The organism is Allobosea lupini (genome assembly GCF_900109525.1).
GTDB lineage: Bacteria > Pseudomonadota > Alphaproteobacteria > Rhizobiales > Beijerinckiaceae > Allobosea > Allobosea lupini.
Genome location: NZ_FOAN01000003.1, coordinates 87,991 through 100,873 on the forward strand (window position 1 = coordinate 87,991; position 12,883 = coordinate 100,873).

The following is a 12,883-nucleotide window of genomic DNA, read 5'->3' on the forward strand; positions in this document are numbered from 1 at the left end:
CATGGCGATTCTCGAAGCCGATGGTCTTTCCTTCTCGGTGCGTGGCAGCACCCTGGTTCGCGGTGCCTCGCTTGCGCTCGAAGAGGGAGCGACCACGATCGTCGTCGGCCCCAACGGTGCCGGCAAGTCGACGCTGCTCAAGCTGCTGACCGGTGAACTCGCTCCCTCGCAGGGCACGGTCCGCATGGACGGCGCGACGCTGCCGCAGATCCCGGCCTGGGAACTCGCCTGCCGACGCGCCGTGATGGTGCAGAACCAGCGTCTCGCCTTTCCGTTCAGCGTCTATGAGGTTGCGCGGCTGGGGCTGGAAGGTGTCGGCCGGGCCCAATCGCGTGGCCGCAAGGCTGAGATCATCGCCCAAGCGCTGGAGATCGCCGGCGTGATCGGCCTTGCCGGCCGCCAGTATCAGACACTGTCCGGCGGCGAACAGCAGCGCGTGCAGTTCGCCCGGGCGCTCTGCCAGCTCGAAGCGGGCCGCAGCGTCGCTCAGCGCCAGATCCTCTTCCTCGACGAGCCGATCGCCAGCCTCGACCTCTGCCATCAGCTCTCGCTGCTCGACGCCGCCCGCAGCATCGCGGCGCAGGGCGCCGCCGTTCTGGTCGTGCTGCATGATCTCAACCTCGCCGTGACCTATGCCGACCGGCTGGTGGTGATGCATGAGGGTTCGATCGTCGCACAGGGCGAGCCGGCGACCATCCTCGACGACAACCTGCTGCGCGGCGTCTTCCGCGTCTCGCTCTCCTTCAGCCGCCTGCCGCCGGCCGGCCAGCCTTTCCTGCTGCCGCAGCAGCACCTTTCGGCAATTTAGCTCGGCCGGGCGCGACAACTTTGCGGTTGTGCGCTGCGACAACAGGTCTATAGCGGGCGCTCCGGCGCCTTCCGCCCGACCAGGCGAGCGGGCGCATCGCTGGACCGTCGAGCGCGCCATGAACCTCCCCACCGACCGGCTTTCCTTTCCGAAGGACCGCCTCCGCGTCCTCCTGCTCGAGGGAATCAACGATTCCGCCGTCGCTGCCTTGCAGCAGGCCGGATACACGAACCTCACCCGCCTGCCGAAGGCGCTCGATGAGGCCCAGCTGATCGAAGCGATCGAGAAGACGCACATCCTCGGCATCCGCTCGCGCACCCAGCTGACCGAGCCGGTCTTCGCCGCCGCCAAACGCCTCTTCGCCGTCGGCTGCTTCTCGGTCGGCACCAACCAGGTCGATCTCGACGCCGCCCGCCTGCGCGGCGTCCCGGTCTTCAACGCGCCCTTCTCCAACACCCGCAGCGTCGCCGAACTGACCATCGGCGAGATCGTCATGCTGCTGCGCCGGATTCCGGACCGCTCCCGCTCGGCACATGAGGGCGGCTGGGACAAGTCGGCCAACGGCTCCTTCGAGGTCCGCGGCAAGGTGCTCGGCATCGTCGGCTACGGCAATATCGGCAGCCAACTCTCCAACATCGCCGAGGCGATGGGCATGCGCGTGATCTATTACGATCACACCGACCGCCTGCGCCATGGCAATACCGAGCCGGTCGAAAGCCTGAAGGCCCTGCTCGCAAACAGCGACGTCGTCTCGCTGCATGTCCCGGAAACGCCGGCCACGCACAACATGATCGGCAAGGCCGAGATCGCGGCGATGAAGCAGGGCGCCTATCTCATCAACAACTCGCGCGGCACGGTCGTCGATCTCGATGCTCTCGCCGAAGCGCTGCGCAGCGGCGCGCTCGCCGGCGCGGCGGTCGATGTCTTCCCGAAGGAGCCGGCCTCCAACAGCGAGCGCTTCGTCACTCCGCTGCAAGGCTTGTCCAACGTCATCCTGACCCCGCATGTCGGCGGCTCGACGGAAGAGGCGCAGGAGCGCATCGGCGCCGAGGTGGCACGCAAGCTGGTCGACTATTCCGATGTCGGCTCGACCGTCGGCGCGGTCAATTTCCCGCAGGTGCAACTGCCGGCGCGCCCGGCCGGCACCCGCTTCATCCAGGTCCAGCGCAATGCGCCGGGCATGCTGCGCCGCCTCAACGACGTCTTCGCCAGCCGCAACATCAACATCGCCGCCCAGAATTTCCAGACCGACGGCGAGATCGGCTATGTCGTGATGGAGGCCGATCCGGTCGGCGAGGTCGCGCGCGAGATCATCGAGGAGATCCGCGCTCTCGACGGCACGATCCGCGCCCGGCTGCTCTACGAACGCGGCTGAGCGGAGCGCGAGCGTTAGTCCCCGAAGGGCTCGACCACCATCTCCATCCGCTCGCCGGCGAAGACGCTGTTGACGATGTGGATCGGCGTCAGGTCGGGCAGCGCGTCGACGGCCAGCGAGACCAGCACCGCCGCACCGGGCTCGATCCGCAGCAACGCCGCCTCGCGCTCTGTGGCGGGCCTTGCCGTCAACCGGGTCGAGCGGCGCACATAGTCAAGGATGCCATAGGCCTTGAACGCCGCCGTGATCGACGCCTCCGCATCGCGATAGACCTTGTCGAAGCCGGGGAACCGCGCGACCGCGAGCCAATGCGTCCCGGTCCCCATCGGCGTGCCGTCGGCGAGGCTGAGCCCTTCGCACCGCCATAGCGGCGTTCCCGGCTCGAGTGCCAGTGCCTCGCAAATCTCCGGATCACCCGCCACCACCTCCGCCGAGAGCATGCGGCTGGAGCCGATCATGCCGATCCGTCCGAGATTGGCGCGCATGCTGACGCGCCGGCCGAGCGGATAGGGCACGCGCCGGGAACTGACCTGCGTGCCGCGTCCGCGCGCGACCGTGACCAGCCCCTGTTCCGCCAGATGCCGAAAGGCCTGTCGTACCGTGTGCCGGTGCACACCGTATTGCTCGGCGAGCACGATCGCCGCCGGCAGCGTATCGCCGGGCTCGTATTCGCCTTGCTCGATCGAGGCCGCCAGCGCATCGGCTATCCGCCGCCAGGCTGTGCCGCCATCGCCGCCCTGATTGTCCGGCAAGCTCGGCGTCATCAAAATTTCATCCAAAATGTATAGACCTTTTCCAACGACACGCTTATCTTAGTCTAGACATTAGCCCTTGGCGAGAGGCCGACACGGTATGACGGACATCGCGACACGCCAGCATTGGATGGCAGTTCTGGCCCGTGCGACGCAAGGCGAGATCGACGCCTTGCTGCAGCAGACCGGCCCGCTGCCGACGCACGAGCTGCTCAAGGCGCCGCAGACCGGCACCGTCATGGTCGAGGGCCGCGCCGGCGGCGCCGGCCGCCGCTTCAATCTCGGCGAGGCCACGGTGACGCGCTGCGTCGTCCGGCTGGAAGGCGGCGCTATGGGCTTCTCCTACGCACTCGGCCGCGACGGCCGCAAGGCGCGCCTCGCCGCTGTCACCGACGCGCTCCTCCAGGGTGAGGCCGAGACCGGCCCGCTGCGGCGCGGCGTCTTTGCCCTCGCCCAGAAGCAGCAGGCTGCCCGCGAGCTCGCCTCGCGCAAGGCCGCTGCCACCAAGGTCGATTTCTTCACGCTGGTCAGGGGCGGCTGATGGCTCCCAACGACACCCTCATAGCCGCCGGCTTCGCCGATCCGGTCTTCCAGTCGCAAGGTGCCTTCCGTGCCCTCCTGGCAGCGCTCTCGGAGCCGGGACTCGCCTGCGATCTTGGCGATGCGATCGTGCCGCCCGCCGGGCTCGAAGCTGCGACTGCCGTCGCGCTGCTGACCCTCGCCGATTACGAGACGCCGATCTGGCTTCCGGCCGCCTTGCGTGATGGCCCGGCCGGCGCCTGGCTGCGTTTCCATTGCGGCACCGCCCTCGTCGATGATCCCGCCCGCGCCGCCTTCGTCATGATCGACGGTGCCGCGCCGGAGCCGAGGCTCGCCGCCTTCAACGCCGGCGATGACCAGTTCCCCGATCGCTCGACCACCGTGCTGATCCAGTGTGCCGGCTTCGAAGGCGGCGAGGCTGTCACGCTCGAAGGCCCGGGCATTGCCGGCCAGCGCAGCATCGCCCCGATTGGTCTGCGTCCCGGCTTCTGGGCCGAGGTCGAAGACAACGCTGCAGTCTACCCGCTCGGTGTCGACCTTCTGCTGGTCCATGGCGCGCAGGTGCTCGGCTTGCCGCGCTCGACGCAAATCGTGGGAACCCGCTGAATGCCCCGCCGGGAGCTTTGCTGATGTATGTCGCGGTCAAGGGCGGCGAAGCCGCCATCCTCGCCACCCATGATCTCGTTGCCGAAGCACGCCGCGGCGACGAAAGCGTGCCGGAACTCGGTGTCGCGCAGATCCGCGAGCAGTTGGGCCTCGCCTGCGGTCGCGTCATGAACGAGGGCTCGCTCTACGATCCCGACCTCGCCGCGCTGGCGCTGAAGCAGGCACAGGGCGATGCGATCGAGGCCGCCTTCCTGATGCGCGCCTATCGCACGACGCTGCCGCGCTTCGGCTCCTCCGAGCCGCTCGACACCGCCAGGATGGCGATCCGTCGCCGCGTCTCGGCGACCTACAAGGATCTGCCGGGCGGCCAGGTGCTCGGCCCGACCTATGACTACACCCACCGGCTCTTCGATTTTTCGCTGATGGACGAGACTGCGCCGAGTGAGACGCAGGCCCGTCCGGCCGCGCAGCCGCTCGACGCCTCGATGCCGCGTGTGCCGGATATCCTCGGCGCCGAAGGCCTGATGGAGGAGGAAGCGCCTCCCGCAGGCGATCCGCGCCCCTTCGATCTCACCCGCGAGCCCGTTACCTTTCCGGCCGAGCGCGATGTCCGCCTGCAGGCGATGGCGCGCGGCGACGAGGGCTTCCTGCTCGGCCTCGGCTATTCCGTGCAGCGCGGCTTCGGCGGCAACCACCCCTTCGTCGGCGAGATCCGGGTCGGCGAGGTCGCGGTCGAATATGTGCCGGAGGAGCTGGGCTTCGCCGTCGATCTCGGCGACATCACCCTGACCGAATGCCAGATGGTCAACCAGTTCGCCGGCTCCAAGGAGGTCCCGCCGCAGTTCACCCGCGGATACGGGCTCTCCTTCGGCCACAGCGAGCGCAAGGCGATGTCGATGTCGCTGGTCGATAGGGCGCTCAAATGCCGCGAATTTGGCGAAGCGGCGACCTATCCGGCCCAGCAGGACGAGTTCGTCCTCTACCACTCCGACAATGTCGAGGCTGCCGGCTTCGTCGAGCACCTGAAGCTGCCGCACTATGTCGATTTCCAGGGCGAGCTCGAACTGATCCGCCGCATCCGCAAGGAGCGCGAGCAGCGCCTTGCCGAGCAACAGAGCGAAGCCCTGCCGGAGGCCGCGGAATGACCGTGCACCAGAACATCACGGACGAGACCAGGCCGGCCTACAACTACGCCTATCTCGACGAGCAGACCAAGCGGATGATCCGCCGCGCGCTGCTCAAGGCGGTCGCGATTCCCGGCTACCAGGTGCCGTTCGGCTCGCGCGAGATGCCGCTTGCCCGCGGCTGGGGCACCGGCGGCATCCAGGTCACCGCTGCGATCATCGGGCCCGACGATACGCTGAAGGTCATCGACCAGGGCGCCGACGATACCACCAACGCCGTCTCGATCCGCCGCTTCTTCGAGCGCACCGCCGATGCGCGCACCACAGAGGCGACGCACGAGGCGACGATCATCCAGACCCGCCACCGCATCCCGGAGGCGCCGCTGAAGGCCGGCCAGATCATGGTCTACCAGGTGCCGCAGCCCGAGCCGCTCAGGAAGCTCGAGCCGCACGAGACCGAGACGCGCAAGATGCACGCCTGGGCCGAATACGGGCTGATGCAGGTCAAGCTCTACGAGAACATCGCCCGCTTCGGCGAGGTGACGACCACCTACGACTACCCGGTCATGGTCAACGGCCGCTATGTAATGGCGCCGTCGCCGATCCCGAAATTCGACAATCCGAAGATGCAGATGTCGCCGGCGCTGCAACTCTTCGGCGCCGGGCGTGAGAAGCGCATCTATGCGGTGCCGCCGCATACCAGCGTGCGCAGCCTCGATTTCGACGACCATCCTTTCCGCATCCAGAGCTGGGAGCAGCCCTGCGCGCTCTGCGGCGCGGCCGATTCCTATCTCGACGAGGTCGTCATCGACGACCAGGGCGGGCGCATGTTCGTCTGCTCCGACAGCCATCATTGCGAGACGCGGCGGGCCGACGGCCATCGCGGCGCCATGCTCGCCGACGCTTCGGCGCTGCATCTTGTCGAAGACGAGGCCAAGCCATGAACATGCAGGTCAACCCGCAGGAGCTCGCGCTCGATCCTGCCCCGCTGCTCTCGGTCGCCGGCGTCGGCCGCTTCTATGGCGAGCGCATCGGCTGCGCCGACGTCTCCTTCGACCTCTGGCCGGGCGAGGTTCTCGGCATCGTCGGCGAATCCGGCTCGGGCAAGTCGACCCTGCTGCGCTGCCTTGCCGGCATCGACAAGCCCGACGAGGGGCAGGTGCTGTTCCGGGGCGGGGTCGAACCGCTCGACATCTATTCGGTCGCCGAGCAGGAGCGGCGCCGGCTGATGCGCACTGCCTGGGGCATCGTCCACCAGAACCCGCGCGACGGTCTGCGCATGGACGTCTCGGCCGGCGGCAATGTCGGCGAACGCCTGATGGACAATGGCGCGCGGCATTACGGCAGGATCCGCGAGACCGCGCTCGACTGGCTGCAGCGCGTCGAGATCGCCGCGGGCCGCATCGACGACCGGCCACGCCAGTTCTCCGGCGGCATGCAGCAGCGCCTGCAGATCGCCCGCGTGCTGGTCTCCGAGCCGAAGCTGGTCTTCATGGACGAGCCGACCGGCGGCCTCGACGTCTCCGTCCAGGCCCGCCTGCTCGACCTGCTTCGTGTGCTGGTGCGCGATCTCGGCCTCGCCGCGATCATCGTCACCCATGATCTTGCCGTCGCACGCCTGCTCACCGACCGCCTGATGGTGATGAAGGATGGCCGCGTCGCCGAGCAGGGCCTGACCGACCAGGTCCTCGACGATCCCCAGCACGCCTACACGCAGCTCCTGACCTCCGCGGTGCTCACCGTATGAGCGCCGTCACATCCTCGTCACCGCGCCGGCCGAAGGCACTGACACCATGACCACGATGATTCACGTCGAGAACGTCGCCAAGGAATTCACCCTGCACAACCAGGGCGGCGTGCGCCTGCCGGTGTTCGACAACGTCAACTTCTCGGTCGCTGCCGGCGAGGCGCTTGTGCTGGCAGGTGCTTCGGGCGCCGGTAAATCCAGCCTGCTGCGCATCCTTTACGGCAATTACCGGCCGACCTCCGGCACCATCGCCATCACCCATGGCGGCCGGCAGATCGACATCGTTTCGGCCGTGCCGCGCACCGTGCTCGACATCCGCCGCCGCACGCTCGGTTTCGTCTCGCAGTTCCTGCGGGTCATCCCGCGCGTCACGGCGCTCGACATCGTCCGCGACCCGCTGCTCGCTCGCGGCGCCACGCCCGAGGAAGCCGGCGCGCGCGCGAAAGCCATGCTCGCCCGCCTCAACCTGCCGCAGCGCCTCTGGGACCTTGCTCCCGCAACCTTCTCCGGCGGCGAGCAGCAGCGCGTCAACATCGCCCGCTCCTTCGTCGATCCCTCGCCGATCATGCTGATCGACGAGCCGACCGCCTCGCTCGACGCCAACAACCGCAATGTCGTGGTCAGGCTGATCGCGGAGGCCCGCGAACAGGGCTCCGCCATCGTCGGTATCTTCCATGACGAAGCCGTGCGAGAGGCTGTCGCGACCCGCTATCTCGACATCACCGATTTCCGGAAGGCCGCCTGATGTCCACCATCCTGACCAATGCCCGCCTGATCCTCGAGGACGAGGTCGTCACCGGGACCATCGCCTTCGACGAGAGCGGCATCCGTTCAGTCGACCAGGGCCGCTCCTCGCTGCCGGAGGCGATCGACGCCCAGGGCGACTATGTCGCGCCCGGCCTCGTCGAGATGCACACCGACAACATGGAAAAGCACTTCATGCCGCGCCCCAAGGTCTTCTGGCCGAACGGGCTCGCGGCGGCGCTGGTCCATGACGCGCAGATGGCGGCCGCCGGCGTCACCACCGTCTATGACGCGATCTGCGCCGGCACGCCCTTCTCGGCCAAGGACTATCGCAAGGACATCTTCGCCGACGTGATGGATGCGCTGCGGCTGGGTACCGCCGAGAACGTCTTCCGCATCGACCACCGCATCCATATGCGCTGCGAACTGACCAGCCCCGATTTGCTGAGGGATATCGAGCCCTATCAGGACGATGCCCTGGTCCAGCTGATCTCGCTGATGGACCACACCCCCGGCCAACGGCAGTGGCGCGATCTCGCCCACTTGCGCACCTACGCGCTCGGCAACGGCAAGACCGAAGCGGAGTTCGAGGAGGATGTCAGCGTCCGCCAGCGCGAGGGGACGGCCAATGTCGGCCGCAACTGGAGCGCCGTCGTCGAGATGTTCCAGGCCCGCGGCATCCCGATCGCGACCCATGACGACACGACGATCGAGCATGTCGAGGCCGGCATCGCCTCGGGCGCGGTGATCTCGGAATTCCCGACCACGGTCGAGGCGGCGCAGGCCGCCAAGCAGCGCGGCCTCGCCACCATCGCCGGCGCGCCCAATGTCGTGCGCGGCGGCTCGCATTCCGGCGGCGTTTCGGTGGCCGAGCTCGCCGAGAAGGACCTGCTCGACGGGCTCTCCTCCGACTATGTCCCGGCGAGCCTGCTGCAGGCCGTGCTCAAGCTCCATGGCAAGCACGGCATCACCCTGCCGGCGGCGATGGCCAAGGTCACCTGGAAGGTCGCCGACATTCTCGGCCTGAAGGATCGCGGCCATCTCAAGCCCGGCCTGCGCGCCGATCTCGTGCGCTTCAAGGCGCTGGGCCCGACGCCGGTGATCGCCACCGTCTGGTCGCAGGGACGCCGGGCCTTCTGAGCGCAGCATGACCCAACCTGCGCCGCGCTACGCGCTCTACTACGCCCCCGCCGCCGAAAGCGCCCTCTGGCGCTTCGGCAGCGCCACGCTGGGTTATGATGCCGTCACCGGTGCGGATGTCGACTTGGCGGTCCCGCCGGGCTACGAAGGTCTCGACTGGTCGGAGATCACCGCCGAGCCGCGCCGCTACGGCTTCCACGCCACGTTGAAGGCGCCGTTCGAGCTTGCCAATGGCCGCAATGAGGGCGCCTTGCGCGCCTTCGCCCGCAATTATGTCGCCGGGCGCCCGCCGGTCCGGCTCGCCGGGCTTTCGATCAACGCGCTCGGCCGCTTCATCGCGCTGACTCCGTCGGAACCGAGCGAGGAGCTGCAGCGCTTCGCCTTCGACATTGTGCAGGCCTTCGAGCCGTTCCGCGCCCCGCTCTCGCAGGCTGATCTGGCGCGCCGGCTGCAGAGCCCGCTGACGCCGGCGCACCGGGCCTATCTCGAGGCCTATGGCTACCCTTATGTCGGTGACGCCTTTCGCTTCCACATGACGCTGACCGGGTCGTTGCCAGACGCAGAGGTGGCTTCGGTCAAGGCGGCACTGGCGCAGGCTTATGTGCAGGCCTTGCCGGCTGGCCCGGTCCCGATCGACCGCGTCGCCATCTTCAAGCAGCAGAGCCGCAGCAGCCACTTCGTGCTGCTCGACAGCATCCCGCTCGGCTAGTTCATCCCCAACGGAAGGCCCGTCATGGCAGGCAAGAAGCTCGGGCTCGAACCCGTGATCGACCCGACCGCGACCGTCCGCGACGCCGTGCTCGGCCGCTATACCGAGATCGGTGCCCGCACCGTCTTCGCGGAATCGACGCTTGGCGACTATTCCTATGTCGTGAACGATTCCAACATCATCTACACGACGATCGGCAAGTTCTGCTCGATCGCGGCGCATACCCGGATCAACCCCGGCAACCATCCGATGCAGCGGGCGAGCCAGGCGCATTTCACCTATCGCGCCAGCGCCTATTTCGAGGATGCGCAGGACGAGGCCGCCTTCTTCGACTGGCGCCGCTCGACGCCCGTCACGATCGGCCATGATGTCTGGATCGGCCATGGCGCCATCGTACTCGCTGGGCGCAGCATCGGCACTGGCGCGGTCGTCGCAGGCGGCGCGGTCGTGACCAAGGACGTGCCCGACTACACCATCGTCGCCGGCAACCCGGCCCGCATCATCCGCCGGCGTTTCCCGGAGGAGATCGCCGAGCGGCTGAAGGCACTGGCCTGGTGGGATTGGGAGCACGCCGCCCTGCGCACCGCGCTCGACGACTTCCGGGCGCTGAGCGTCGAGGCGTTCCTGGACAAATACGAGGGCTGAGAGCCCGGCGCCGTCAGAACTGCACGCGCAAGCCGACCTGCGCGACGTTCGCGGTGTAGTCGGAGCCCTGGTTGGTCGAGTTCAGCCGCTCATGGGTGAAGCTGGCGCGGATCGCGAAGGTCCGGGTCAGCTTGTATTCGATCCTGGCACCGATGGTGGAGAGGTTCTCGCGCAGGTCCTGGCCGTCATATTCGGTGCGGGCGAAGGTGGTGAAGCCGGTGACGGTCAGGTTGCGGCGTAGCGCATGCGCCACTTCGAGGCCGACGCGGCGCGCCGTCGTGCCGCTCGAGCCGGGGATGGTGGTGTCGCCGAGCTCGGCCGAGCCGCGCAGCGTCACCGTGGTCAGCGGCGTCGGCGTCCACAGGATCGCGGCATCGCCGACGAAGCCGCGCAGGTTCCGCAGGCGGCCATCCTCGTATTTGCGATCCTGATAGCCGCCGGAGACCTCGCCGGTGAGCATGCGGCTGATCTCGAAGCTCGAGCCGAGGCGAAGGGTATAGCCGTCGGAGGAGCGCATATAGCCGCTGGAATCGACCTTTTCGTCGAACTGGCGCGTGTCGATTTCGCCCTGGACGAAGGGCTTGAAGCCTGGCGTCACCTCATAGGCGGCGCGCAGGCGCAGGCCGTATTGCGTCTGGTTGCGGTCGGCCTGGCTGAGGATGCGGCCATTGCCGAGTTCGGCGTCCTCGTAGTCCTGCCGGTCGATTGCGCCACGCAAGGTCACCTGCAAGCGGTTGAAATCATGGGTGACGCCGGCCGCGGCGCCATAGTTCCAGGTGATCGGCCGGCCCTGCACGGCGGAGGTCAGGTCGGGTGAGCCCGGGCGCTGGGTGTCGAGCCGCAGGCGCGATTCGAGCAGGATGCGGGTGTCGCGCGTCGCGTCGAGGCGCAAGGACATGTTGCCTTCCGCGTCTGGGCGCGAGGCACTGTCGTTGCGATAATAGCGGCTGTAGCCGCCGCGCAGCATGCCGGTGAGCTCGTGAACGTTCCAGTCGGACTGGACGCCGAGCTCGCCCTCGGTGCGGGTGAACAGCGAACCCTTGCTCGGCCCGGAAATGCGCTCGGGATTGCTGTCGTAGCCGACCGAGCCGGTGATCGCCGGGCGCAGGATGACATTGCCGAGCCGCAGGCCGAGCGGCGCGTAGGGGTCTTCCTCCGGCCGCTTGCGCTTGCGCGGTTCGGGTACCGGCAGGGGCGCCGGCGGCAGGTTGGACACGCTCTGCGGTGGCGCGCGGAACTCACGCTGGGTGACGCCGCGAAGGCGCGAGGACCGGACCGGCTGGCTGGCGCGCGTCGGCTGGCCGTTTGAGATCGCGCTGGAGCGGCCGCGCGGGGCAGGGGCGGCATCGTCGACACCATCCGGCAGCGCGGACGCAGTCCCCGGAGCCGGGTTCGGCCTTTGCGCGACATAGTCCGGCGTACCGGTCCGCAAGGCCGGCGTCCGTGCGCGTGCCGGCGTATCGGCCGGCTGCGTCTGCGCGGAGGCCTGCTCCGGCCAGGCCGTCAGCCCGGCGACGCCGCAGCAGCCTGCGACGCCTGCCAGCCAGCAGATCTGGGCGAAACGGGACACGGGCGCGACGATGCTCCGGCGAGGCAAAGGCTTATCCGCGCCGGGTCGGCGCGCATGGTTAATGGAGTTAGAACGAAGAGGGTTAATGCCCCGTCAATGCGCCGGCGCCGGTGGCCAGGCGGACCTGCGCCGTGCTAGAGGCGCGCTCCATGACCGCGACCATCAGCGCCTCCGCCCTCCGCACCATCGCCACCGAACGCGCCGGGCTCGACGCCTTGCATCAGGCGATCGGCAACGGCCTTGCCGAGCCTTTCGCCGCCGCCGTCGAGATGATCCGCGCCGCCACTGGTCGCGTCATCGTCACCGGCATGGGCAAGTCCGGCCATGTCGGCCGCAAGATCGCGGCGACGCTCGCCTCGACCGGGACACCCTCCTATTTCGTCCACCCGGCCGAGGCCAGCCATGGCGATCTCGGCATGGTCCAGCCCGAGGACGTCGTCATCGCCCTGTCCTGGTCGGGCGAGGCGGTCGAGCTCTCGGCGATCGTCGGCTACACCCGCCGTTTCCGCGTCGGGCTGATCGCGATCACCGCCAATCGCGACAGCGCACTCGGCCGCGAGGCCGATGTCCCGCTCGTCCTGCCCAAGGCCGAGGAGGCCTGCCCGAACGGGCTCGCGCCGACGACCTCGACGACGATGCAGATGGCGCTCGGCGATGCGCTCGCGGTCGCCTTGTTGGAGGCGCGCGGCTTTTCGCGGCAGGACTTCTACGTCTACCACCCCGGCGGCAAGCTGGGCGCGCAGCTCAAGACCGTCGCGACCATCATGCATTCCGGCGAGCGCCTGCCGGTCGTCGGCGAGACCGCTGCGATGGCCGATGTCGTCTCGATGATCACCGCCAAGGGCTTCGGCTGCGCCATCGTGATCGATGCCGACGGCAAGCTCACCGGGGTCGTCACCGATGGCGATCTCCGCCGTAAGCTCGGCTCTGGCTGGGGCGGCCGGCTGGCGAGCGACGTGATGACCCGGGATCCGCGCAGGATTGCGCCGGACGCGCTGACGGCCGAAGCTTTGGAGATGGTCAACCGTCTGCGCGTCACGGCGCTGATCGTCGCCGATGCCGACGACAGGCCGGTCGGCCTCGTCCACGTTCACGATCTCTTGGCACTGGGCGTCGCCTGACC

The 12,883-nt window shown here is 68.3% G+C and carries 14 protein-coding genes; 12 read left to right on the forward strand and 2 right to left on the reverse strand.

Annotated elements, in window-relative coordinates; all coding sequences use genetic code 11:
• Window position 1 precedes the first annotated feature (1 nt).
• Window positions 2–808 (forward strand): heme ABC transporter ATP-binding protein, encoded by an 807-nt coding sequence (locus tag BMZ21_RS09870; RefSeq protein WP_091832728.1) that lies wholly within the window; start codon window positions 2–4, stop codon window positions 806–808.
• Window positions 809–926: 118 nt separating this feature from the next.
• The gene (gene serA, locus BMZ21_RS09875) at window positions 927–2,183 is read left to right on the forward strand and encodes a phosphoglycerate dehydrogenase (protein WP_091832731.1); all 1,257 of its coding nucleotides are present in this window, start codon (window positions 927–929) and stop codon (window positions 2,181–2,183) included.
• 14 nt (window positions 2,184–2,197) lie between these two features.
• Here the strand turns inward: serA and phnF are convergent, their stop codons facing one another.
• The gene (phnF, locus tag BMZ21_RS09880) at window positions 2,198–2,947 is read right to left on the reverse strand and encodes a phosphonate metabolism transcriptional regulator PhnF (RefSeq protein WP_091832734.1); all 750 of its coding nucleotides are present in this window, start codon (window positions 2,945–2,947) and stop codon (window positions 2,198–2,200) included.
• Window positions 2,948–3,035: 88 nt separating this feature from the next.
• On the opposite strand from phnF, the gene phnG reads away from it, so the two are divergent.
• The 9 genes from phnG to BMZ21_RS09925 are packed head-to-tail and all read left to right on the forward strand — an operon-like array spanning window position 3,036 to window position 10,190.
• Window positions 3,036–3,476 (forward strand): phosphonate C-P lyase system protein PhnG, encoded by a 441-nt coding sequence (gene phnG / locus BMZ21_RS09885; RefSeq protein WP_091832737.1) that lies wholly within the window; start codon window positions 3,036–3,038, stop codon window positions 3,474–3,476.
• Window positions 3,476–4,081: a phosphonate C-P lyase system protein PhnH gene (phnH, locus tag BMZ21_RS09890; protein ID WP_091832740.1), complete on the forward strand. Its 606-nt coding sequence runs from the start codon at window positions 3,476–3,478 to the stop codon at window positions 4,079–4,081. Before phnG ends, phnH begins: the two co-directional genes overlap by 1 nt.
• A 23-nt stretch (window positions 4,082–4,104) precedes the next feature.
• Window positions 4,105–5,226, forward strand: coding sequence for a carbon-phosphorus lyase complex subunit (locus BMZ21_RS09895; protein WP_091832743.1), 1,122 nt, complete (start codon window positions 4,105–4,107; stop codon window positions 5,224–5,226).
• A complete protein-coding gene (locus BMZ21_RS09900) occupies window positions 5,223–6,149 on the forward strand; it encodes an alpha-D-ribose 1-methylphosphonate 5-phosphate C-P-lyase PhnJ (protein ID WP_091832746.1) in 927 nt (308 codons plus the stop codon). Before BMZ21_RS09895 ends, BMZ21_RS09900 begins: the two co-directional genes overlap by 4 nt.
• A complete protein-coding gene (gene phnK / locus BMZ21_RS09905; protein ID WP_425285428.1) occupies window positions 6,146–6,952 on the forward strand; it encodes a phosphonate C-P lyase system protein PhnK in 807 nt (268 codons plus the stop codon). Before BMZ21_RS09900 ends, phnK begins: the two co-directional genes overlap by 4 nt.
• A 46-nt stretch (window positions 6,953–6,998) precedes the next feature.
• The gene (gene phnL, locus BMZ21_RS09910) at window positions 6,999–7,697 is read left to right on the forward strand and encodes a phosphonate C-P lyase system protein PhnL (RefSeq protein ID WP_091832749.1); all 699 of its coding nucleotides are present in this window, start codon (window positions 6,999–7,001) and stop codon (window positions 7,695–7,697) included.
• Window positions 7,697–8,836: an alpha-D-ribose 1-methylphosphonate 5-triphosphate diphosphatase gene (locus tag BMZ21_RS09915; protein WP_091832752.1), complete on the forward strand. Its 1,140-nt coding sequence runs from the start codon at window positions 7,697–7,699 to the stop codon at window positions 8,834–8,836. Before phnL ends, BMZ21_RS09915 begins: the two co-directional genes overlap by 1 nt.
• A 7-nt stretch (window positions 8,837–8,843) precedes the next feature.
• Window positions 8,844–9,545, forward strand: coding sequence for a DUF1045 domain-containing protein (locus tag BMZ21_RS09920; RefSeq protein WP_091832755.1), 702 nt, complete (start codon window positions 8,844–8,846; stop codon window positions 9,543–9,545).
• 24 nt (window positions 9,546–9,569) lie between these two features.
• Window positions 9,570–10,190 (forward strand): LbetaH domain-containing protein, encoded by a 621-nt coding sequence (locus BMZ21_RS09925; protein ID WP_091832758.1) that lies wholly within the window; start codon window positions 9,570–9,572, stop codon window positions 10,188–10,190.
• 13 nt (window positions 10,191–10,203) lie between these two features.
• Here the strand turns inward: BMZ21_RS09925 and BMZ21_RS09930 are convergent, their stop codons facing one another.
• Window positions 10,204–11,760: an outer membrane beta-barrel protein gene (locus tag BMZ21_RS09930; protein WP_143079683.1), complete on the reverse strand. Its 1,557-nt coding sequence runs from the start codon at window positions 11,758–11,760 to the stop codon at window positions 10,204–10,206.
• A gap of 149 nt (window positions 11,761–11,909) precedes the next feature.
• Here BMZ21_RS09930 and BMZ21_RS09935 point away from each other — a divergent pair, with 149 nt between their 5' ends.
• Window positions 11,910–12,881, forward strand: coding sequence for a KpsF/GutQ family sugar-phosphate isomerase (locus tag BMZ21_RS09935; protein WP_091834267.1), 972 nt, complete (start codon window positions 11,910–11,912; stop codon window positions 12,879–12,881).
• Window positions 12,882–12,883: the final 2 nt, after the last annotated feature.